The 22985-nt window shown below is 61.5% G+C and carries 20 protein-coding genes, 1 tRNA gene and 1 pseudogene; 21 read left to right on the top strand and 1 reads right to left on the bottom strand.

The genetic code is table 11. From position 1 onward, the window contains the following. Positions 1-134 precede the first annotated feature (134 nt). The 18 genes and pseudogenes from AB5Y76_RS01700 (at position 135) to exeN (ending at position 19071) form a co-directional block, all read left to right on the top strand. Positions 135-977 (top strand): MoxR family ATPase, encoded by an 843-nt coding sequence (locus AB5Y76_RS01700; protein ID WP_013723987.1) that lies wholly within the window; start codon positions 135-137, stop codon positions 975-977. Between the two features lie 3 nt (positions 978-980). Further along, a complete protein-coding gene (locus AB5Y76_RS01695) occupies positions 981-2144 on the top strand; it encodes a VWA domain-containing protein (RefSeq protein ID WP_263717904.1) in 1164 nt (387 codons plus the stop codon). 54 nt (positions 2145-2198) lie between these two features. Continuing rightward, on the top strand, positions 2199-3320 hold the full coding sequence (locus tag AB5Y76_RS01690; protein WP_263717905.1) for a beta-ketoacyl-ACP synthase III: 1122 nt from the start codon (positions 2199-2201) through the stop codon (positions 3318-3320). Between the two features lie 49 nt (positions 3321-3369). Further along, positions 3370-4815: an HD domain-containing phosphohydrolase gene (locus tag AB5Y76_RS01685; RefSeq protein WP_069526330.1), complete on the top strand. Its 1446-nt coding sequence runs from the start codon at positions 3370-3372 to the stop codon at positions 4813-4815. Between the two features lie 327 nt (positions 4816-5142). Beyond that, positions 5143-6711 (top strand): ExeA family protein, encoded by a 1569-nt coding sequence (locus AB5Y76_RS01680; protein WP_263717906.1) that lies wholly within the window; start codon positions 5143-5145, stop codon positions 6709-6711. Further along, the gene (exeB, locus tag AB5Y76_RS01675) at positions 6711-7406 is read left to right on the top strand and encodes a GspB family T2SS assembly factor variant ExeB (RefSeq protein WP_227096043.1); all 696 of its coding nucleotides are present in this window, start codon (positions 6711-6713) and stop codon (positions 7404-7406) included. The genes AB5Y76_RS01680 and exeB overlap by 1 nt, the downstream gene beginning before the upstream one ends. Before the next feature lie 227 nt (positions 7407-7633). Then, entirely contained in the window at positions 7634-8467 is an 834-nt protein-coding gene (gene exeC / locus AB5Y76_RS01670; protein ID WP_318528158.1) for a GspC family type II secretion system variant ExeC, read from the top strand. Positions 8468-8488: 21 nt separating this feature from the next. Next, positions 8489-10525, top strand: a complete 2037-nt coding sequence (gene exeD, locus AB5Y76_RS01665; RefSeq protein ID WP_263717908.1) for a GspD family T2SS secretin variant ExeD — start codon at positions 8489-8491, stop codon at positions 10523-10525. Next, on the top strand, positions 10525-12030 hold the full coding sequence (gene exeE, locus AB5Y76_RS01660; protein ID WP_263717909.1) for a GspE family T2SS ATPase variant ExeE: 1506 nt from the start codon (positions 10525-10527) through the stop codon (positions 12028-12030). Before exeD ends, exeE begins: the two co-directional genes overlap by 1 nt. 1 nt (position 12031) lies before the next feature. Then, positions 12032-13252, top strand: coding sequence for a GspF family T2SS innner membrane protein variant ExeF (gene exeF, locus AB5Y76_RS01655; RefSeq protein ID WP_005338296.1), 1221 nt, complete (start codon positions 12032-12034; stop codon positions 13250-13252). Between the two features lie 97 nt (positions 13253-13349). After that, positions 13350-13781 carry a GspG family T2SS major pseudopilin variant ExeG gene (exeG, locus tag AB5Y76_RS01650; RefSeq protein ID WP_005338297.1) on the top strand — a complete coding sequence of 144 codons (432 nt, stop codon included), beginning with the start codon at positions 13350-13352 and terminating at the stop codon, positions 13779-13781. Between the two features lie 47 nt (positions 13782-13828). Continuing rightward, the gene (gene exeH / locus AB5Y76_RS01645; RefSeq protein WP_263717910.1) at positions 13829-14401 is read left to right on the top strand and encodes a GspH family T2SS minor pseudopilin variant ExeH; all 573 of its coding nucleotides are present in this window, start codon (positions 13829-13831) and stop codon (positions 14399-14401) included. Continuing rightward, complete coding sequence (gene exeI / locus AB5Y76_RS01640) at positions 14398-14757, top strand: GspI family T2SS minor pseudopilin variant ExeI (RefSeq protein ID WP_021229089.1); 360 nt, start codon at positions 14398-14400, stop codon at positions 14755-14757. The genes exeH and exeI overlap by 4 nt, the downstream gene beginning before the upstream one ends. Further along, positions 14754-15401 (top strand): annotated as a pseudogene (gene gspJ / locus AB5Y76_RS01635) (type II secretion system minor pseudopilin GspJ); the annotation flags it as partial. The gene exeI and the pseudogene gspJ, both read left to right, overlap by 4 nt. Positions 15402-15510: 109 nt before the next feature. Further along, positions 15511-16512, top strand: coding sequence for a GspK family T2SS minor pseudopilin variant ExeK (exeK, locus tag AB5Y76_RS01630; protein ID WP_083243736.1), 1002 nt, complete (start codon positions 15511-15513; stop codon positions 16510-16512). Between the two features lie 122 nt (positions 16513-16634). Then, entirely contained in the window at positions 16635-17819 is a 1185-nt protein-coding gene (gene exeL / locus AB5Y76_RS01625; protein ID WP_263717911.1) for a GspL family type II secretion system protein ExeL, read from the top strand. Beyond that, on the top strand, positions 17816-18307 hold the full coding sequence (exeM, locus tag AB5Y76_RS01620; protein WP_263717912.1) for a GspM family type II secretion system protein ExeM: 492 nt from the start codon (positions 17816-17818) through the stop codon (positions 18305-18307). The genes exeL and exeM overlap by 4 nt, the downstream gene beginning before the upstream one ends. Next, on the top strand, positions 18304-19071 hold the full coding sequence (gene exeN / locus AB5Y76_RS01615) for a GspN family type II secretion system protein ExeN (RefSeq protein ID WP_263717913.1): 768 nt from the start codon (positions 18304-18306) through the stop codon (positions 19069-19071). Before exeM ends, exeN begins: the two co-directional genes overlap by 4 nt. A gap of 138 nt (positions 19072-19209) precedes the next feature. Here exeN and AB5Y76_RS01610 read toward each other — a convergent pair. Continuing rightward, positions 19210-19297 (bottom strand) — tRNA-Ser (locus AB5Y76_RS01610). 208 nt (positions 19298-19505) lie between these two features. Between AB5Y76_RS01610 and AB5Y76_RS01605 the strand changes: the two genes are divergently transcribed. The 3 genes from AB5Y76_RS01605 (at position 19506) to AB5Y76_RS01595 (ending at position 22944) form a co-directional block, all read left to right on the top strand. Next, positions 19506-20162, top strand: coding sequence for a Bax inhibitor-1/YccA family protein (locus AB5Y76_RS01605; RefSeq protein ID WP_005338308.1), 657 nt, complete (start codon positions 19506-19508; stop codon positions 20160-20162). 253 nt (positions 20163-20415) lie between these two features. Continuing rightward, complete coding sequence (yccS, locus tag AB5Y76_RS01600; RefSeq protein WP_263717914.1) at positions 20416-22569, top strand: YccS family putative transporter; 2154 nt, start codon at positions 20416-20418, stop codon at positions 22567-22569. Between the two features lie 24 nt (positions 22570-22593). Beyond that, on the top strand, positions 22594-22944 hold the full coding sequence (locus tag AB5Y76_RS01595; RefSeq protein ID WP_263717915.1) for a TusE/DsrC/DsvC family sulfur relay protein: 351 nt from the start codon (positions 22594-22596) through the stop codon (positions 22942-22944). Positions 22945-22985: the final 41 nt, after the last annotated feature.

Raw genomic sequence — 22985 nt, 5'->3', positions numbered from 1 at the left:
CGATGAAACAAGATTACCCTGTGGTTTCTGAATGAGAAGTGACTATTCGTTATAACCATATGGTATTACAACATATAGAGCTTATTCTCTCTGGCCCCTGACTCCGGGCGCCAATCGTCAAAGGAACCGACGTTATGGGATTTTCAGGAAGCAGCCAGTATCTCGCCTCCGATGCATTGAAGATGGCGGTCAATGCCGCCATCACCCTCGAAAAACCGCTGCTGATCAAAGGGGAGCCGGGCACCGGCAAGACGGTGTTGGCGGAAGCGGTCGCCGACCATCTCGGCACAGACCTCATTGCCTGGCATATCAAGTCCACCACCAAGGCTCAGCAGGGACTCTACGAATATGATGCGGTGGCCCGGCTGCGCGACTCCCAGCTCGGCGACCCCAGAGTGGCCGATATCAGCCACTACATTCGTAAAGGCAAGTTGTGGCAGGCCTTCAGCGCCGAGCAGCGACCTGTGCTGCTGATCGATGAGATCGACAAGGCCGACATCGAATTCCCCAACGATCTGCTGCTGGAGCTGGACCGGATGGAGTTCGACGTCTACGAGACCGGCGAACGAGTCAAGGCGCGCCAGCGGCCGGTGGTCATCATCACCTCCAACAACGAAAAAGAGCTGCCGGATGCCTTCCTGCGCCGCTGTTTCTTCCACTACATCCGCTTCCCCGACAAGGCCGAGATGCAGGCCATCGTCAAACTCCACTACCCCGACCTCAAGGAGAGCCTGCTTGGCGAGGCAATGGATCTCTTCTTCGAGCTGCGCGAGGTAGAGGGGCTGCGCAAGAAACCCTCCACCTCAGAGCTGCTGGACTGGATCCGCCTGCTCTTGGCCGACGATATCGCCCCTGAGGCGATGCGCGCCCGCGAGCCGGGCAAGCTGGTGCCCGCACTATATGGCGCCCTGCTCAAGACCGAGCAGGATTTGCATCTCTTCGAGAAGCTCGCCTTTTTGGCCCGGCGCGGCAGCTGACCCATGCTGATCGACTTTTTTACCCACCTGCGCCGCCACAAGCTCCCCTGCAGCCTGCGTGAGCTGCTGGACTTGCACGCCGCACTGGCAGCCCGGCTGGTCGCTGTCGATATGGAGGAGTTCTACCAACTCTCCCGCTGCCTGCTGGTAAAAGACGAGGCCCACTACGATCGCTTCGATCGCGCCTTCGCCGAATACTACGAAGGGCTGGACGCCATCCCCCTGCTGCCGGAGAGCCTGCCCGAGGAGTGGCTGCGCAAGGAGTTCGAACGGCTGTTGAGCCCAGAGGAGAAGGCGCTGCTCAAATCCCTCGGCGGACTCGACAAGCTGCTGGAAACCCTTAATCAGCGGCTGAACGAGCAGAAAGAACGCCACGCCGGCGGCAACAAGTGGGTGGGAACCGGTGGCAGCAGCCCGTTTGGCCACGGCGGTTTTCACCCCGAGGGGGTGCGCATGGGTGGAGAGGGGCAGCACGGCAAGGCGGCCAAGGTGTGGGAGGCCCGTCACTATCGCAACTTCAGCGACGACTCACCGCTCGGCCAGCGCGCCATCCAGCTGGCACTGCGCAAACTCAGGCGTTGGGTGCGCAGAGGCAATCCCGACGAGCTGGATCTCGACGACACCATAAAAAGTTCGGCCCGCCAAGGCTGGCTCGATGTGAAGCTGCGGCCCGAGCGCCACAACGGGGTCAAGCTGTTGGTCTTTTTCGATGTGGGAGGCTCCATGGATGCCCACGTTGCCGAGGTGCAGCGTCTCTTCTCTGCGTTGCGCCACGAGTTCAAGCATCTGGAGTACTTCTATTTTCACAACTGCCTCTACGACTTCGTCTGGAAGGATAACAAGCGTCGCTTTGAGGAGCGGTTCGATACCCTGCGGCTGCTGCGCACCTACGGCAGCGACTACCGGGTGATCCTGGTGGGGGATGCCACCATGGGCCCCTACGAGATCACCTGGCCGGGCGGCAGTGTCGAGCAGTGGAACGAGGAGTCGGGTCAGGTGTGGCTCACCCGATTGCAGCAGCACTTTCCCAAACTGGTGTGGATCAACCCCACCCCGCGGCGGGAGTGGCTCTGGCACCCCTCCATCAAACTGATGAATGACGTGGTTGGCGGACGGATGCATCCGCTGACCCTGGCGGGTCTCGCCGCGGCGATCGACCAGTTGTAACCCTCTCACCCCTATAAACCGACAAGCCGGGAACGCACCCGGCGAGGAGCAAAGATGACCTCTATCGTGATCAGTGGCTCAGGCCTCTATACCCCACCCTTTGCCGTCAGCAATGAAGAGCTGGTGGCCGCCTTCAACCAGTATGTGGATCTCTACAACGACGAGAACGCCTCCGCCATCGATGCCGGCCAGCTCCCCGCCAAGCAGCACTCCAGTTGCGAGTTCATCGAGAAGGCCTCCGGCATCAAGAGCCGTTATCTGGTGAGCCGCGAGGGGGTGCTCAACCCCGACATCATGCAGCCGCTGCTGGCGGAGCGGCCCGATGAGATGCCCTCCATCATGGTGGAGATGGCGGTGGCCGCCGCCGAGCAGGCGCTGATCGCCGCCGGCCGCGAGCCCGGCGAGATCGATTTGGTGATCGTGGCCGCCTCCAACATGCCGCGCCCCTACCCGGCGCTGGCCATCGAGCTGCAGCACTATCTGGGGGCGAGCGGCATGGCCTTTGATATGAACGTGGCCTGCTCGTCTGCCACCTTCGGCATCAAGACAGCCGCCGACATGCTGGCGGCAGGCACCGCCAACGTGGCGCTGGTGGTCAATCCGGAGATCTGCTCGGGACACCTCAATTTCCGGGACAGAGACAGTCACTTTATCTTCGGCGATGCCTGCACCGCGGTGCTGCTGGAGCGGGAGACCGATTGCAAGGTGGCCAATCCGTGGCAGCTGGTAGCCAGCAAGCTGGTGACCCAATACTCCAACAACATCCGCAACAATTTTGGCTTTCTGAACCGACTGAGCCCGCGTACCCGCTACAGCGACGACAAGCTGTTTCGCCAGCAGGGACGCAAGGTGTTCAAGGAGGTATTGCCGCTGGTGTGCGACCAGATAGCCAACCAGCTCGATGAGCAGGGCTGGCCCGCCGAGAGCCTGAACCGGCTCTGGCTCCATCAGGCCAACCTCACCATGAACCAGTTCATCGGTCGCAAGCTGCTGGGCCACGATGCCAGCCAGCAGGAGGCGCCGGTCATTCTTGATAGCTATGGTAATACCAGCTCGGCGGGTTCCATCATCGCGTTTCATCTGTACAATCGCGACCTTCCTGCGGGGGCTCGCGGCGTACTTTGCTCATTTGGCGCTGGCTACTCCATCGGTAGCTTGCTGCTGCGACGCCTGTAATGGCGGGCCTCCCGCCGACATAACAATAACCAGCAACATGGGTGGGAATATGCAGAGGATCACGGGGCGCTGCGCCCTGCACTACGGGGTAACCCTGTCACTATTTTGTCTCTATGGCTGGCAGGTTTGCCCGTTTCTCGAGAGTCTCACCCTGCCCCAGTTGCTGGGGCCGACCCTAGTGACGTTCGCCATCATGTTTGCCGTGCGCAATTGGCTGCTCTCAAGGCGGCCCCTGCCGCGCAACGGGCTGGACGGGTTTGGACTGGAGGTGGGTTTCTACCTGCTGGGGGCACTGCTGCTGTCGGGCTACAACGCCCTGGCCCACGACTTCCCGCTGGAGAGTCACCTCAAGGTGCTGCTGGGGATGACCACCCTCGGCTTTCTGGTGGCGGCCGACCTGACTCTGGAGCGGGATTGGAATCGAGCCAGAACACGGCAAGCCGAGCAGAGCCTGGCACTGAGCCACCCGCTGGCCATGCCGCTGCCACGCAAGTTCACCCTCTTTACCCTGGCGACCCTCACCCTGCTGGGGGGCGTCTTCTTCTTGCTGTTCAACAAGGATCTGGAGTGGCTGGTGACGGTGGAGCGCAGCCTGCCGAGGGTCGATGCCCAGCACTACATCCTCTGGGAGATCGCCTTCGTAATGACGGTGACCTTCTGCTATCTCGCCCTCATTATTCACGGTTATGGTCGCAATCTCGGCCTATCCCTGCGCCAGCAGACCCGCACAATGGCCAGAGTACAGTGTGGTGACTTCGACGCCCGGGTGCCGGTCACCCGGGATGACGAGTTCGGCCTTATCGCCGCCAGCACCAATCAGATGATCGGTGAGCTGAAATCCCGCAGCGACGAGCTCAACCTGACCCGCGACGTGGCCATCCTTGGCCTCGCCTCGCTGGCGGAGACCCGGGACAACGAGACCGGCGCCCATATCATCCGCACCCAGCACTATGTGAAGGCGCTGGCGCAATACCTCAGTCGCAGCGACTGGGATCGCTATCCGCTCGATGACGCCACCATCGATCTGCTGTTCAAATCGGCCCCGCTGCACGATGTGGGCAAGGTGGGCATTCCCGATGCCATCCTGCTCAAACCGGGCAAGCTGACCGACGAGGAGTTCGCCATCATGAAGCGCCACCCGCAGATCGGCGCCGATGCGCTGGCGAGTGCCGAGGCGCAGCTGGGCTCCAACTCCTTCTTGCGACTGGCCCGGGAGATCTCCCTCACCCACCACGAGAAGTGGGATGGCAGCGGCTATCCGGCAGGGCTGGCGGGTGAGGCGATTCCCCTCTCCGGGCGTTTGATGGCGGTAGCGGATGTCTACGATGCCCTCATCTCGAAACGGGTCTACAAACCTGCTTTCAGCCATGAGGAAGCGAAGGAAATCATCGTGAAGGGGAGCGGCAGCCATTTTGATCCCGGCATCGTCGCGGCGTTTCTCGCCTGTGAGGCGCAGTTCAGGGAGATTGCCGCGCAGTTTCAGGATCACCACTGAGCAAGTTCATCCCGACCAGCTTACCCTGATGGCTGACAGGGCAACCAGCGTCATAAATTGTACACAAACAGGTCTGATTGTCGCCGATTCAGCGCCATGCTGACGGCATTTGCCAGGCCGCGCCCATATTGATATTTCCCTTTATTTACAGCTGTTTTTTGTCATTTTGTGATCCGGGTTCGTGCCAATGACGCAACCGGGATCACAAGATGGCAGGAACAGGCCGCAATTTGCCCTTCGGCGCCAATGATGGCTTCCAATGAAAGCGAGGTTTGCTATCATCCGGAGACATTTTTCATCTGTCGCCGGCTACAAAAGAATACCCTCATGTACACACAGTTCTTCGGCCTCTCGGAACACCCGTTTTCCATCTCGCCCAATCCCAAATACCTCTATATGAGCGAGCGCCACGGCGAAGCCCTTGCTCATCTCAACTATGGATTGCAGGATGGCGGCGGCTTTGTGCTGCTGACCGGCGAAGTGGGCACCGGCAAAACCACCGTCTCCCGCTGCCTGCTGCAACAGCTGCCCGCCGAGACCGAGATCGCCTATATCCTCAACCCCTCTCTGACCGAACGGGATCTGCTGGCCGCCATCTGTGACGAGTTTCAACTCCCCTATCCCGAAGATGCCGGGATCAAGCGGCTGTTCGACCTTATTCGCGATCACCTGCTGGCCAACCTGGCGGCAGGCAAGCGCAGCGTGGTACTGGTGGATGAGGCGCAGCACCTGCTGCCCGGCGTACTGGAGCAGCTGCGTCTGCTCACCAACCTCGAAACCGACGAACGAAAACTGCTGCAAGTGGTGCTGATCGGTCAGCCCGAGCTGCAACAGATGCTGCGCCAACCCCTGCTGCGCCAGCTGGCCCAGCGCATTACCGCCCGCTATCACCTGCTGCCGCTCTCCCACAGCGATGTGGATGCCTACGTTCGCTTCCGGCTGCAAGTTGCAGGCTGCGTACAACCCATCTTCACCCCGCGCGCCATCAAGACACTCCATCGCCTGAGTGGCGGCATCCCCCGTTTCATCAACCTCATCTGCGACCGCGCCCTGATCGCCGCTTTCGCCCGTGGCAGCTACAAGATTGTCCACAGCGATATCAGCCAGGCCGCCTTCGAGGTCAATGGCGTTCGGGACGAAGGAAGCTGGGCCTCCGGTCTGATGGTGACGCTGGCGGGCGCCCTGCTGGTGGCCGCAGGCTGGTGGGGCTGGCAATTTTTCGGCGTGTTCCCCACCCGTCCGGTAGTCAAGGTCGAGGTGCCGGTCACCATCGACGAGACCGCCGAGCAGCAGGAGCAGCTGACCGAGGCGATCAATCAGGCCATCGACCCCGAGAGCGCCATGCAGAATCTCTATCGGGTCTGGGGTTATGAACCGGAACCGTTCGAGGCAACCTGTGACAACGCCCCCCGTGCCGGTCTGCGCTGCCAGGAGGGTGAGGCGAGCCTTGACGAGCTGCGCGCCCTGCAGTATCCCGCCATGATCACGCTCACTGATCAGACTGGCGGCCTCTACTACGCGACCCTGGTCAATCTGGGGCCGAGCAAGGCCAGCCTGATGATAGGCGACCAGAGCTGGCAGGTGGATCGCCAGTGGCTCAGCGACAACTGGGGCGGCAGCTACACCCTGCTCTGGCGCATGCCGAAAGGGGGCGTCAGCCTGATCGCCAGCAATGCCGGTCAGACCCAGATCCAGTGGCTCGACAACGCCCTGAGCCGTGCGCTGCAACAACCCGAACGCAAGGTGCGCCGCTTCGATAGCGAGCTCAAGAACAAGCTGCAGCAGTTCCAGCGGGATCAGGGGCTCACCCCTGATGGCATCGCTGGCAGCAACACCCTGCTGCGTCTCAACGCCCTCTCCGGTGAACCCATGCCCAGACTGGAGGAGGCCTCCTGATGTCTACCCTGCTCAAGGCGCTGCGTCGTGCGCAGCAACCGCAACTCTCCGCCCATATTCCGGCCATGGGCTTGCCCATGCCCCGGGAAGAGGAGCGCAGCCCACGCCGCATCGGCTGGCTGTTGGCCCCCCTGGCCCTGTTGCTGGGGGCGGGCGCCAACTATGGCTGGCATCTGCTCCACCTGCGCCCCATCGAGGAGAAGGTGGAGGTGAAAGAGGTGATCACTCCACCCTTCGTGCGGGTCGAACCCAAGGCGATGGTGACCCGTCCGCTGCCCCCGCCCCTGCCGGAGCCGGTGGTCCAACCCAGAGCCGTGGCCAAAAACGAAGGGACCAGTCAGGGGAATACCCCCGCGCTGAGTCTGGCCGAGCAGCTGATGAAAGCCCTCAATGAAACCCCATTGCAGGAGACGCCACACCCCACCGGCCAGAATAACGTGCAACCGGCCCAGTTGATGGCGCTGGGCTCGGCACCCCAATCGGTGCGCCAGCAGGTGCCGCAATTGAGCTATGGCTCTCATGTGTTCTCCTCCAACCCCGCCAAGCGAGCCGTGGTGCTCAATGGCCGGGAATACCGGGAGGGGAGCGAAATCGCCCCGGGGGTCGTGCTCGCCACCATCGACCAGCAATACATTGTGCTGCAGGTCGCCGGACAGAGCGTGACCCTCAAGGCGCTGCAGGATTGGCGAGGATGAGTACGCACCGAGCCCTGATGTTCGCAGGCAAGCAGGATGCACCTCACCTGAGTGCCACTTTTGTGAGCATTCAAAGGTTTACGGTGTGATGAAATATCCATTTTTACGGTTTGGCGCGCCCCGACCCGTTGTGTCACAGCACTCCGCCGTACACAATACGCAGCCGCCCCAGAGCCTGGAATTTGTTGATTAATATGACGCTACGATTCAGGGATGACATCTTGACCATGCTGCTGGCCCAGTGCCGGCGGCTTCCCATGACCAGAGTCACCCAGGTGGCCTTTCTGGCGCTGCTGATCATACTGGCCCAGCAGAGCGCCGCCCTCACCTGGCGTCTGCTCACCCTGGCAAGCCCGCAAACCAGCCAACCGTGGCAACCCTCCGCAGTGGCGGTCAGCGGCCAGAGCAACCCGCACCTTGAACTGGGCGAGGTAAGCCGACTGGCGCTGTTTGGCAAAGCGATCCCCAAGGCGCAGGCCAAAGCCGCCGTGGCCGCCAATGCGCCGCGTACCCAGCTCAATGCCCAGCTCAACGGGGTGCTGGCCAGCTCGGATCCCGCCAAATCCATCGCTATCATCGCCATGTCCGGCATCCAGAACTCCTACGGGGTCGGTGACATGATTGACGGCACCCAGGCGCGGATCCGGCAGGTCTATCCAGATCGGGTGATCATCGAGCGGGATGGCCGCGACGAGACCCTGATGCTGGATGGCGAGGAGTATGGCAAGCCACTGCCGCAGACCAACACCGCCCCCCTTGGCTCCCTGCGCAGCGAGCTGATGGCCGATCCGGGCAAGATCACCGATTACCTCAATATTTCACCGGTTCAGGTGGATGGCCGCATGACCGGCTATCGCCTCAATCCGGGCAGCAATCCAGAGTTTTTCAACCAGAGCGGGCTGCAGGCCAATGACCTGGCCATCAGCATCAACGGGCTGGATTTACGGGACAACATGCAAGCCATGCAGGCGATGCAGCAGATGGCTGGCGCAACGGAAATGACAGTGACCGTCGAGCGACAGGGCGAACAGTTCGACATCTATGTGCGCTTGTCAGAATAATGATTTGGAGTCGTACCAATAATGACCACTAAAGGGAAAGGCTGGCGTCTGGCCACTATCGCAGCGGCACTGATGATGGCGGGCTCAGCCTGGGCCACCGAATACTCTGCCAGTTTCAAGAACGCCGACATTGAAGAGTTCATCAATACGGTGGGCAAGAACCTCAATAAAACCATCATCATAGAGCCATCGGTGCGCGGCAAGATCAACGTGCGCAGCTACGACCTGCTCAATGAGGAGCAGTACTACCAGTTCTTCCTGAGCGTGCTCGACGTCTACGGCTTTGCCGTGGTGCCGATGGACAACGGGGTACTCAAGGTGCTGCGCTCGCGGGATGCCAAGACCTCCGCCATTCCGGTGGTGGATGGCAGCAACCCAGGCATGGGCGACGAGATGGTGACCCGGGTCGTGCCGGTGCGCAACGTCTCGGTCCGTGAACTGGCGCCACTGCTGCGCCAGCTCAACGACAACGCCGGTGGTGGCAACGTGGTGCACTACGAGCCCTCCAATGTGCTGCTGATCACCGGCCGCGCCGCCGTGGTCAACCGCTTGGTGGAGGTGGTGAACCGGGTCGACCGCGCCGGCGATCAGGATGTGGACATCATCAAGCTCAAGTTCGCCTCGGCAGGTGAAATGGTGCGGCTGGTGACCAACCTCAACAAGGATGGCAACCCCCAGGGCGGCACCGCCTCCCTGCTGCTCTCCCCCAAGGTGGTGGCCGACGAGCGCACCAACTCTGTGGTGGTGAGTGGTGAGCCCAAAGCGCGTGCCCGCATCATCCAGATGGTGCGCCAGCTCGACCGCGACCTGCAGAGCCAGGGCAACACCCGGGTCTTCTACCTCAAATATGGCAAGGCCAAAGACATGGTCGAGGTGCTCAAGGGGGTCAGCTCCAGCATCGAGGCCGACAAAAAAGGCGGCGGCGTAACCACAGGTGGCGCCAGCATCGGCGGTGGCAAGCTGGCTATCTCAGCCGACGAGACCACCAATGCGCTGGTCATCACCGCCCAGCCGGACGTGATGTCCGAACTGGAGCAGGTGGTGGCCAAGCTCGATATCCGCCGCGCCCAGGTGCTGGTGGAGGCGATCATCGTCGAAATAGCTGACAGCGATGGTCTGAACCTCGGGGTACAGTGGAATCATGCCGACTATGGTTCGATTCAATATCCAGATACCGGAGTCCCCATTACCTCGAAAGTCACAGCAGACAAACTCAAAGATAACGGGAATCCGGAACCCATTACCAAACTCATGTCGACCGTAAATGGCATGGCTGCCGGTTTCTATCACGGCGACTGGGCCATGCTGACGACAGCGCTGGCTTCCAATACCAAGAACGATATTCTCTCGACCCCGAGTATCGTCACCATGGACAACAAGGAAGCCTCTTTCAATGCAGGCAAGGAAGTACCTGTCCAGACCGGCACTCAAAGTTCGACCAGTAGTGACAGCGTCTTCAATACCATTGAGCGCAAAACGGTCGGAACCAAGTTAACCGTCACCCCTCAGATCAACGAAGGGGATTCGGTGCTGCTCAATATCGAACAGGAGGTCTCCAGTGTTGGCAAACAGGCTGAAGGTACCTCAGGCCTGGGCCCAACATTTGATACCCGTACAGTGAAAAACTCGGTATTGGTGAAGAGCGGTGAAACAGTCGTGCTTGGCGGTTTGATGGATGAACAGACCAAAGAAGAAATCTCCAAGGTACCGCTGCTCGGTGATATTCCTGTGCTGGGCTATCTGTTTCGCTCCACCTCCAACTCAACCTCCAAGCGCAATCTGATGGTCTTTATCCGCCCGACAATTTTGCGTGATGCCGATGTGTACTCCGGCCTATCCAATAGCAAATATTCCCTGTTCCGCGCCGAACAGCTGGATGCGGCTGCCCAGGAGGGCTATCTCACCTCGCCCAAACGTCAGGTATTGCCTGCCTATGGCCAGGATGTGATGGTGTCGCCCGAGCTGCAAAAAGAGATCCAGAAGCAGATCAACGAGATGCGGAGCAGACAGCAAAGCACTGTCGAGACCACCACCCCGTTTGTGCAGAGTAAGCCCTGATGAGTGCCTACCATCTGGATGGAAGCGTCGGGCCTGCGCCACTGCCCGAGCTCCCCTTTATCTTTGCACGCAATTTCGGGGTGATCCTGATTGAGCGGGACGGCGCCCCCGTGCTGCAGTGCCGCCCCGGCGTTACCCCGCAGGCCCTGCTGGAAGTGCGGCGGGTCGCGGGTTGCAGCTTCGCGGTGGAGCAGCTCGACAACGAGGCCTTCGAAGAGCTGCTGATGGCTCACTACCAGCGAGACTCCTCCGAAGCGCGCCAGCTGATGGAAGATCTCGGCAACGAGATGGACTTCTTCGCCTTGGCCGAAGAGCTGCCGCAAAGCGAAGATCTGCTGGATGCCGATGACGACGCCCCCATCATTCGTCTCATCAACGCCATGCTGAGCGAGGCGATCAAGGAGGAGGCCTCCGATATCCATATCGAGACCTTCGAGCGGGCACTGGTCATTCGTTTTCGCATCGATGGGGTGCTGCGGGAGATCCTGCGCCCCCATCGCAAGCTGGCCTCGCTCCTGGTCTCGCGGATCAAGGTGATGTCGCGGATGGATATCGCCGAGAAACGGGTGCCGCAGGATGGCCGTATCTCGTTGCGTATCGGCGGCCGCGCCGTCGACGTGCGGGTCTCCACCATGCCGTCCAGCTACGGCGAGCGGGTGGTACTGCGTCTGCTCGACAAGAACAACGTGCGCCTCGAGCTCAAGCAGCTGGGGATGACCGCGGCCAACCGCACCATCATCAGCGAACTCATCCGCAAGCCCCACGGCATTATTCTGGTGACCGGCCCGACCGGTTCCGGTAAATCCACCACCCTCTATGCGGCGCTGTCTGAAATCAACTCGCGGGATCGCAACATCCTGACGGTGGAAGACCCCATCGAATATGACCTCGAAGGGGTGGGCCAGACCCAGGTCAACACCAAGGTGGATATGACCTTCGCCCGCGGCTTGCGCGCCATTTTGCGTCAGGATCCGGATGTGGTGATGGTGGGGGAAATTCGAGATCTGGAAACCGCCCAGATTGCGGTGCAGGCGTCGCTGACCGGTCACCTGGTGATGTCGACCCTGCACACCAACACCGCCATCGGCGCCATCACCCGGATGCGGGACATGGGGATCGAGCCCTTCCTGCTCTCCTCGTCGCTCTTGGCGGTGCTGGCCCAGCGGCTGGTGCGAACCCTCTGCCCCGATTGCCGTGCCCCGCGACCCATCACCGAGCAGGAGCGCATCGCCATGGGCATCGAGCTGGCTCCCGATCAGCAGGTGTGGCGTCCGGTCGGCTGCGAGCTGTGCAACCACACCGGCTACCGTGGCCGGACCGGTATCCACGAGCTGGTGGTGATCGATGAAGCGGTGCGTGAAGCCATTCACAGTGCCAGCGGCGAGCTCGCCATCGAGCGGCTGATCCGCGGCCACACCCCCAGCATCCGCCGTGACGGCATCGACAAGGTCCTCAAGGGGCAGACCAGCCTCGAAGAGGTGCTGCGCGTGACCCGGGAAGATTGAGATGGCGGCATTCGAATACAAGGCCCTCGACAACAAGGGGCGCAGCAAGAGCGGCGTGATGGAGGGCGACTCGGCCCGTCAGGTACGCCAGCTGCTGCGCGAACAGGGGCTCACCCCCCTCGAGGTGAACGAGACCACCGAGAAGGCGAAACGGGAAGCGACCCGCTTCGCCCTGTTTCGTCGTGGTGCCAGCACTGCCGAGCTGGCCCTGATCACTCGCCAGCTGGCCACTCTGGTGGGCGCCGGTCTCACCATCGAAGAGGCGCTCAAGGCGGTGGCCGAGCAGTGCGAAAAAGCCCACTTGCGCTCTCTGGTGGCGACCGTGCGCAGCAAGGTGGTGGAAGGTTATTCGCTGGCCGACTCGCTGGGGGCCTTTCCCCATGTATTCGACCAGCTGTTTCGCTCCATGGTGGCGGCCGGTGAAAAATCGGGCCATCTGGAGAAGGTGCTCAACCGCCTCGCCGACTACACCGAACAGCGCCAGCACATGCGCACCAAGCTGCTGCAGGCGATGATCTACCCCATAGTTCTCACCTGCGTCGCCATCGGGGTTATCTCGATCCTGCTCACCGCCGTGGTACCCAAGGTGGTGGCCCAGTTTGAACACATGGGTCAACAATTGCCGGGCACCACCCGCTTTCTCATCGGCACCAGCGAACTGATGCAGGCCTACGGCCTCTGGTTCCTGCTGCTGATCTTCCTTGGCAGCTTTGTCTGGCGCTGGTGGCTCACCGATGAAAAGCGCCGCCGACGCTGGCATCAGGTGCTGCTCGGCCTGCCGGTGATTGGCCGGGTCAGTCGCGGTCTCAACACCGCCCGCTTCGCTCGCACTTTAAGCATCCTCAACGCCAGTGCGGTACCGCTGCTGGAGGGGATGAAGATCTCCGGCGAAGTGCTCTCCAACGACTTTGCCAGAATGCGCATTCTCGAGGCCGCCGAACGGGTGCGCGAAGGGACCAGTCTGCGCAAGTCGCTGACCGAGACCAAGATTTTCCCGCCCATGATGCTGCACATGATCGCCTCCGGCGAGCAGAGCGGCGAGCTCGACAGCATGCTGGAGCGGGCGGCAGACAACCAGGATCGGGAGTTTGAATCCCAGGTCAATATCGCCCTCGGGGTGTTCGAACCCATGCTGGTGGTCTCCATGGCCGGGGTGGTGCTGTTTATCGTGATGTCGATCCTGCAGCCGATCCTCGAGCTCAACAATATGGTGAATATGTAAGTTTCCGGCGTTCGATAGCCCCGCTGGCGGCCCGTCGAACCCACCCAGTGATCACTCTCTGATGGGCCATCCCATCTCATTCGTTACGGAGCAACTCATGAACAAACGTCGTCAATCCGGTTTTACCCTGCTGGAAGTCATGGTGGTCATCGTGATCCTCGGCATTCTGGCCAGTCTGGTGGTGCCCAACCTGATGGGCAACAAGGAGAAAGCTGACCAGCAGAAAGCGGTCTCCGATATCGTGGCGCTGGAAAACGCCCTCGACATGTACAAGCTGGACAACAACCGCTACCCGACCACAGAACAGGGGCTGGATGCACTGGTGACCAAGCCTTCTATCGATCCGGCGCCGCGCAGCTACCGCGATGGCGGCTACATCAAGCGCCTGCCGCAAGATCCCTGGGGCAACCCGTACCAGCTGCTGAGCCCGGGCCAGTTCGGCAAGATCGACATCTTCTCCATGGGTCTGGATGGTGAAGCCGGTACCGATGACGACATCGGCAACTGGAACCTGAAGGATTTCCAATAAGTGATGTGCCGCCAGCGCATTCACTCCGCCTTGCTGGAGCAGCCTGAATGAAGGCTGCGCCATCTGCTCGTCGCCAATCCGGCTTTACCCTGCTGGAGGTGCTGCTGGTCGCCATGCTGATGGGGCTGGTGGCTACCGCCGTCACCCTCAGCATGGGAGGCGCCAGAGGGGATCGGGAGCTGGACAAGCAGGCGCGCCGCCTGATGGCGACCCTGCAGCTGGCGCAGGAGTATGCGGTGATGGATGGTCGGCTGGTGGGCATTCGTATCGAGGATAACGGCTGGCAGTTTATGCAGCGTCAGGCCAAGGATCGCAAGTGGCTGGCCCTGAGTGGCGACAAGCAGCTGGGGCCGGTACAACTGGCCGAGGACATGACGCTGACACTGGAGCTGGAAGGCTTTGGCTGGCAGCCGGACTCCGACGAGAAAACCGAACAGAAGCGCGACGAGAAGGAGCGCACGCCGCAGTTGCTCATCTTCCCTGGCGGCGAGCTGAGCCCGTTCGTGCTCACCTTCACCCAGCAGGATGACGATGCCCGCTACACCCGCATCGTCAAGGGGGACGAGTTCGGCCGCCTCACCCTGCTCACCGGCGATGAAGATGAAGAGGTGAGCGAATGAAAGCCCGGGGCATGACACTACTTGAAGTCATGGTCGCACTGGCCGTCTTTGCCATCGCCGGTCTCGCGGTAATGAAAACCGCCAGCGAACACCTCTCGGCCCTCAACTATCTGGAGCAGAAGACACTCGCCACCTGGGTGGTGGAGAACCAGTTGGTGCAACAGAAGCTCGAGAACAAGTGGCCCGGCGACAGCTGGGTGGAAGGGGATGAGCAGATGGCGGGCAGCACCTGGTACTGGCGCTATCGCGGCGTTGCCACCGCCGACAACAACTTCCGGGCGCTCGATATGGAAGTGCGCACCGAGGCCAAGGCCGAGAACCCGGTCGCCATGATGCGGACCTATATCAGCCGATGACCCAGCACGTTGCCCGCACGCCTCGCCCCTTCCGTCACGCCGGTTTTACCCTGCTCGAAATGCTGGTGGCGATCGCCATCTTCGCCACTCTCAGCATGGGAGCCTATCAGGTGCTGCAAGGGGTGCTCACCAGCGACGAGGTGGCCAAGCGCAAGGAGGCCCGCCTCAACGAATTGCAGCTCGCCTTCACCCTGCTGGAGCGAGACATCACCCAGATGGTGCCGCGCAGCGGCCGCATCGAGGGGGAGAACAACAAGGTGCTGCTGGCGGCTTCCCGGTTCGGCCAGCAGAGCGATGACTGGGGCATGGCCTTTATGCGCAGCGGCTGGCTCAACCCGGACGGCATGCTGCCCCGCTCCCATCTGCAGCGGGTCGGCTGGCGTCTCAAGGATCAGAAGCTGGAGCGCCTGAGCTACCTCTATCCGGATTCGGTGATAGGCACCGAGCCGCGCATCCAGCCGGTGCTGGCGGGGGTCACGGCGTTTCGCCTCTACTTCTTCGACAAGGGCAACTGGAAAGAGGAGTGGAGCCAACGCAGCGTGCTGCCCCACGGGCTGGCAGTGGAGCTGGATCTGGAAGATTACGGCACCATTCGCCGCCAGTTCCTGATTGGTGCCGGTGGCCAGCGAGCCGAAGAGAACAGCCAGAGCAGCAACCCCGACCAGGGGGGCGGCAACAACAATAACGGGAACAACGGCGGCAACGGCAATACCAATAGCGGTAATGGTGACAGCCAGAACGGAGGGGGCGCCAATGCGGGCTAATCTCGCCGCTCCCGGTCGCCAGCGCGGCATGGCGCTGCTGGTGGTGCTGCTGATCCTCTCGGTGATGGTGATCATCGCCAGCAATATGAGCGGCCGCCTGCAGCTTGAGCTGCGCCGCACCGCCAACATCACCACCGGCAAACAGGCATGGTGGTATGCCCTCTCGGCAGAAGCGCTGGTGAGCAAGGTGCTGACGCAGGATTTCAAGGACAACCCCGAGGTGGTTAACCTCAGCCAGAACTGGGCCCGCAAGAACACTGTGTTTCCGGTGGACGATGGCCAGCTCAAGGGCGAGGTGACCGACCTGCAATCCTGCTTCAACCTCAACAGCCTGAGCGTGGCCTCCAAAGCGGGGAGCGGCGAGGAGCTGGCTCAGCAGCCCTATCCGGTGCAGGTGTTTCGCGAACTGCTCAAGCAGCTGGCGATGGATGATTACGAGGCGGCCCAGCTCACCGACGCCATCCGTGACTGGACCGACAAGGATACGGTGCTGGTCTCCAGCCTTGGCGCCGAGGACGCCTATTACGAGGGTCTCAAGCCACCCTATCTGACCGCCAACCAGTGGATGCTGGGCAAGGACGAGCTGAGGGCGGTGCGCGGGGTGACGGCCAGGGTCTATGCCAAACTGGCCCCCTATGTCTGCACCCTGCCCAACGACAAGTTGAAGATCAATATCAATACCCTTGCCCCCCAGCGCCCCGAGCTGCTGGTCGCCCTCTATCTGGGCACTATCGGGCTGGATGATGCAAAGCGAGTACTGAACGAGCGGCCACAGAAGGGGTGGAAAGAGAGCAAGCTGATGACAGACATGCTCGCTCCGGTCGATTCGGTGAAAGGACTGAAAGAGGCGCTGGTGGTCAAGAGCGACTTCTTCGAAGCCCGAGTCGTGGCCGAGGTCGGCGACAACCGGGCCTGGCTCGAAACCCTGTTCCAGCGTGGCAAGGACAATAAACTGGTGATGCTGCGCCGCCTCAGTAGCGGCGCCGAATAAACAGCGCACCTGCAGGCCATCGCCTGCGGGTACGAGAGATGTTGGATGCAGCCTGCGGGCTGCGCACCGGTTGCCAGGGCGCATAACGCCCTTTGCAAACCGGTATCGCAGGAGAGAGATGCGTGAGCGAAAGTCTGGTCATCCGACTGGGGACCAATAAACAACAACCCGTAGCCTGGCTGGTCTGGTCCGGTCAGGAGCAGGAGATCATCGCCTCCGGCGCCCTGCCCTCGGCCGATGCCCTGAGCGAGCTGCAGGAGCGGGCCGGTGGCCGCCCCGTGGTCACGCTAGTGCCAGGCAGCGATCTGATCTTCCGGCGCGTCACCCTGCCGGGTCGCTACAACCGCCAGTCGGCAGCAGCCCTCCCCTACCTGCTGGAGGAGCAGATCGCCTCCGACGTGGACGAGCTCCATCTGGTGGTGCTGGCTCATGAAGGTCAACAGGTCGACCTGATGGCGGTGGATCGGCAGAAGATGGCCGAGTGGCTCGACTGGCTCGATGCCGCTGGCCTCAAGAGCCTGCAACTGCTGCCCGATGTGCTGGCGCTGCCACAGGCCGCTGATGGCTGGTCTGCGCTGCAACTCGGCAATGAGTGGCTGGTGCGCCAGGGCCCCTGTCAGGGGATCGTCGCCGACGAGCCGCTGCTGGCTATCTTGCTGGCAACCGAAGCGGAGCCGGTCACCATCCACAGCCACACACCGGTGCCCGCCATTGCCACCGCCAACTGGCAGGCGGCGGAGCCCGAACTCCCCATGCTGCTGCTGGCCAAGGGGGCCCTCACCTGCCGGGCCAACCTGCTGACCGGCCCTTACCGGCCGCAGACCGAATATGCCCGCTACTGGTTGCAGTGGCGCAAGGTAGCCATCACCGCCGGTCTGTTGCTGCTGGTGGCCCTCGGCCAGCGCGGGGTGCAGCTCTATCAGCTCACCGAGCAGGACAAGGCCCTCAAGGCGGAGATCCGTGCCGTCTATACCCGCATCTTCCCGGGTGAGAGCCGCATCGTGAACGTGCGCAGCCAGATGAACCAGCATCTGCAACAGATGGGGCAAGCCCCGCAAAACGGCGTACTGCTGATGCTCACCGAGCTGGCCCCCACCTTTGCCGAAGTACCCGGCCTGAAACCACAGGTGATGCGCTTTGATGCCAGTCGCCGCGAGCTGAGGCTACAGGTGACCGCTCCCGGCTTTGCCGAGATCGAGCGGTTCCGCGAGCTGGCCGGCAAGCAATTCGAGGTACAGCAAGGCGAGGTGCGCAGCACCGAGGGCAAGGTAGAGGGCGCACTGGTGCTCAAGGGTAAATCATCATGATGGAAAAATTGCAGAGCTGGTGGCACGGCATCACCGCACGGGAACAGCGGCTGGTGGTCGCAGGCGGCATTCTGCTGCTGGTTGGTCTCTTCTACTGGAGCGTCTGGCAGCCCATCGCCAACCGCATCGCAGAGAGGGAGCGGCAGGTGCAGAACCAGCAGCAGACCCTCGCCTGGCTCAAGGAGAAGGGGGAAGAGGTGCTGGCTATGCAGGGTGGCTCGGGTCGCCAGATCGATACCAGCGGCACCCTGGAAGGGGTGGTCAACCGCACCGCCTTCAACCACAAGATCAAGATTGCCCGGCTGCAACCCCAGGCGCAGGAGCTGCAAGTGTGGATCGACACGGTCCAGTTCGATGACTTGCTGCTCTGGCTCTCCACGCTGGTGGAGCAGCACGGTATTCAGGTTCAAATCATCGAGATCGCCCGCGAGGATCTGGCCCCGGGTCTGGTCAAGGTCAGACGTTTGCAGTTGAGTCGTCCCCAATGAAAAAACGCATCCTGATTGCCAGCCTGTTTCTGGCAGCCTATCTGGTATTCCTGCTGGCCACCCTGCCCGCGGCACTGGTGGCTCGCCATCTGCCGCTGCCTGCCAATGTTGCCAACCTGCTGAAACTGGAAGGGGTGAGCGGCACCCTCTGGAGTGGCCAGATCGCCCGGCTGCAATATGCCAGCGAATCGGTGAACCAGCTGCGCTGGGATCTCAACGGCTGGTCGCTGCTGCGCTTCGCCCCCGAAGTAGCCATACGCTTTGGCGATCGCAACGGACTCAATGGTCAGGGCGTTGTCGGCTGGAATGGCGCAGCTTTCGGCCGGGACCTGACCCTCAACGCCCCCGCCCCCTGGCTGCTGAGCCGGGTGCCGATGCGCCTGCCGATCCCGCTCACCGTCACCGGCCAGCTGCAGCTCAAAGTGGAGCAATTTGCCCAGGGCAACCCCTGGTGTGACAACCTCTACGGCAACCTCGACTGGTACAACGCCAGCGCCGATACCCCGGCGGGCAAGCTGGATCTGGCCGACCCCGAGCTGAAACTCACCTGCCTCGACTCCAAGCTGGTGGCCGAACTCAAGCAGGGCTCCGATGCGGTGCAGGCCATGGGTCGCCTCGAGCTGCAACCCAATGGCCAATACCTGTTCCAGGGCACCCTGAAACCGGGCCCGGCACTGCCACCGCAGATGCAGCAGGGGCTCCCCTTCCTCGGACAGCCCGACAGTCAGGGCCGCTTCCCCCTGCGCTATCAGGGGCGGATCTAAGCCATCATTCAAGGTGAAAATGGCTCAGGGACAACCCGAGCCATTTTTATCATCCATGTGACATGTCAGTTGAAATACCAGATACGACAGATACAAAAAAGCCCAAGCGGGTGACCGCTTGGGCTTTCTCTTTGAATATGGCGGAGGAGGTGGGATTTGAACCCACGGATGGTCGCCCATCGCCGGTTTTCAAGACCGGTGCATTCAGCCGCTCTGCCACCCCTCCGAACGGAGTGCATACTACGCTAAGCCCTTGTTCATATGCAATACATATTTCCTGTGGGATAGTGTGCGGGAGCAAAATGGCAGGTGGCTTGAAATTGTTCCTCGTCATCCCTATTTGTTCTACATACAATGCGTAAACATGCAGTAACAAACAGCGATCACGAGGCTGCTGCTCGCCGTCTCACCCGGACATCAAGAGGACACCCAAGATGGATACCCGTTCTATCTACACTGGCACCCAAAGTGCCGTACGCGATACCAACAAGGTGCTGCGTAACACCTATATGCTGCTCTCCCTCACTCTGGGCTTCTCTGCCGTGGTGGCGGGGGTCGCTACCGTGATGAACATGCCGCCGCTGCACTGGGCCGTGTTCCTGATCGGCGTCTACGGTCTGATGTTCCTGACCGAGAAGAATCGCAACAACGGCATGGGGCTGGTCTTCACCTTCGCCCTGACCGGTCTGCTGGGCTATAGCCTGGGCCCCATCATCAACATGTACATGAACAATGGTGGTGGCGAGATCGTGATGACCGCCCTTGGCGGCACCGCGCTCACCTTCTTCGGTCTGTCGGCCTATGCCCTGACTACCAAGCGTGACCTCTCTTTCATCGGCGGCATGCTGTTCGTCGGTTTCTGGGTACTGCTGGTGGCCATGATTGCCAACATCTTCCTGCAGATGAGCGCCCTGAGCCTGGCGCTGTCCGCCATGTTCATGCTCTTCTCCTCCGGTGCCATCCTGCTGACTACCCAGCAGATCGTGCGCGGCGGCGAGACCAACTACATCTCTGCCACCGTCACCCTGTATGTCTCCATCTACAACATCTTCCTGAGCTTGCTGAGCCTGCTTGGCGGCAACCGCAACTAATCAGAAACCCCGCTTCGGCGGGGTTTTTATTGGCGCAGATTTTTGTCAGGATAAGTTGTAAATCAAGGATATGAAGCGAAGTGGCCCTGNCTGATTTGGATCAGGGCCACTTCGCGCTTGGCGGGTTACTATCTCGCTCTCGTTTCGATCAAGGGTTTCACCTGTCTCATGCCGATGGATCTCTCTGGCCTGCTGCGCCGACTGCTGATTGATAGTCACATCGATTTTGCTTCGCTCAAGGGTGGTGCCTAGCATGCCCATGGAATTCTCCGGTTTGTTACGCCGACTGCTGACCGATAGTCACATCTACTTCGCTCTCAAGGTGCTGCTGGCCATTCTCGGTCTGCTCGCCTTCACCCTGGCCACCGGCAATATCCAGCTCACCGTGCTGCTCTCCCTCGGGGTAGTGGCGGGTGCAATCGCCGAAACCGACGACAGCCTGTGGGGACGGCTCAAAAACCTCGCCATGACGCTTATCTGCTTCATGTTCGCGTCCCTCTGTGTGCAGTATCTCTACCCCACCCCCTGGCTGTTTGCCATCGGGCTCGCCAGCTCCACCTTTATCTTCGTGATGGTGGGGGCGCTCGGCGCCCGCTACGCCACCATCAGCTTCGGCTCGCTGCTCATCGCCATCTACACCATGCTGGGTGCCGCCAAGGCGCCGGATCTCTTCTACCAACCGCTGGCCCTCGGCGCTGGCGCCCTCTGGTACGGGCTGGTCTCGTTTATCTGGCTCTGGCTGCTGCCCTACAAGACCCTGCACGAGCAACTGGCCCAGAGCTACTTCGCCCTTGGCCGCTACTTGCTGGAAAAGTCCCGCTTCTTCCCGGCGGACGAGCACGGCGCCCAGGCCATTCGCCACAATCTGGCCCAGCTCAATATCAATCTGGTGAGCGCGCTGACCCTCACCAAATCGGCCCTCAACGCCCGCCTGAGCCGCCGCCATCCGGCCAGTCCAGAGCTTGCCAGCCTGCTGCGTCTCTACCTGCTGGCGCTGGAAATTCACGAGCGCGCCACCTCCAGCCACTATCCCTACAGCCGGCTGGAAGCGGAGCTCAAGCAGGGCATAGTGCTGGAAGGATTTCAGGAGGTATTCCTGCAACTCTCCGAGGCGTGCCAGCTGCTCGGTTACGCCATTCTGGTGCACAAGCCCTACGCCCATAACAAGCGCATTCACTGGACGCTTGAGGCCCTTGGCGATCAGCTGGAGTTCACCAATCTCAAGCAGCACTACCCGAAAACCCTGCTGACACCGATGAAGTTCCTGCGCCGCAATCTGGCCAGCATCAACCAGCTGCTGGGCAGCGCCGAAGTGCTGCAAAACCCCGAGCAGCCGGAGCAGGAGCTGCCCGCGCTGGCGCGGCCGCCCCGCCTGCCGCTGCTGACCCAGCTCAAGCAGCACCTCACCTTGCACTCCATGGTGTTTCGCCACGCGCTGCGTTTGTCGCTTGGTCTGGTGATCGGCTACGGCATACTGCAAGCCTTTGATCTGGAAAAGGGCTACTGGATTTTGCTGACCGTGCTGTTTGTCTGCCAGCCCAGCTACAGCGCCACTCGCCGCCGACTGGTGCAGCGGATGCTCGGCACCTTCGCCGGTATTCTGGTGGGCATTCCGGTGCTCTGGCTCTTCCCCGAGCTGCACGTTCAGCTGGTGGTGATGGGGCTGGCCGCCTTCCTGTTTTTCACCCAGGTGCGCAACAACTACAGCGCCGCGGTCTGCTTTATCACCCTCTACGTGCTGATGGCGTTCAACCTGCTCGATGGCATCGGCTTTGCCATTCTCGGGCCACGGCTGCTCGATACCCTGCTCGGCTGCCTGATCTCCTACGGGCTGGTGGCCTGGCTCTGGCCGGACTGGCAGTACAAGCGGCTGCCGACGCTTATCGCCAATTCGCTCTCGGCCAACGCCCGCTATCTCTCGGCGGTGCTGGCGAGCCTCAAGCAGCAGCGGGACGAGTCCATCGACTATCGGGTGGCGCGCAAGAGCGCCCATCTGGCGGACAGCGAGCTGGCCACCGCCTGGCAGAGCATGCTGGTGGAGCCGCAAAAGCGCCGCCGCTTCCTCGATCTCTGCTTTACCCTCACCTGGCGCAACCACGCCCTGCTCTCCTACATCTCGGCGCTGGGGGCCCATCGCGACAAGCTGGAGGCCATCAGCGGGCTGGATGAGGTGCGCCACCACATCTGCCACACCCTGGAGCAGGCCGCCGGCCATCTGGCGGGCAACCCCTCCAGCTCCATCGGAGGTCAGTGCCCGGTTATAAGTCCGGACAGCAGCGAGGAGCAGCTGATGCTGACCCAGCAGCTCAACCTGATCAGCGAGCTGGCGGATCAGCTGCTGCATTTGGCCAACGAGAGCCGGTTGCTCACCGGGGATCAAGGCGCTACCATGCCCGCCCAATCCTGATAGCCCCATTAGCGAGGAGCCCCCATGTCTGCGTCCGAAAAACATCAGCTGGAATTCAACGGCCAACTCATCGAGACCGATGCCAAGGGCTACCTGCTCAACAGCAACGACTGGAGCGAGGAGCTGGCGCTGGTGCTGGCCGCGCAGGAAGGGATCGAGCTGGAGGAGCCGCACTGGGAAGTGGTGCGCTTTGTGCGCACCTTCTATCTGGAGTTCAACACCTCCCCCGCCATCCGCGCGCTGGTCAAGGCGATGGAGAAGCAGTACGGCCCCGAGAAGGGCAACAGCCGCTACCTCTACAAGCTGTTCCCGGAAGGGCCCGCCAAGCAGGCGACCAAGATTGGCGGCCTGCCCAAACCGGTGAAGTGCATCTGATCCCATGCATCTATCCCATAACAACGGGGGGCCGCAACTGC

It is taken from the genome of Aeromonas sp. R1-2 (assembly GCF_040908505.1).
Classification (GTDB): domain Bacteria; phylum Pseudomonadota; class Gammaproteobacteria; order Enterobacterales; family Aeromonadaceae; genus Aeromonas; species Aeromonas veronii.
The sequence above is the reverse complement of the archived record's forward strand: the minus strand, read 5'-3'. Positions and strand labels throughout refer to the sequence as shown.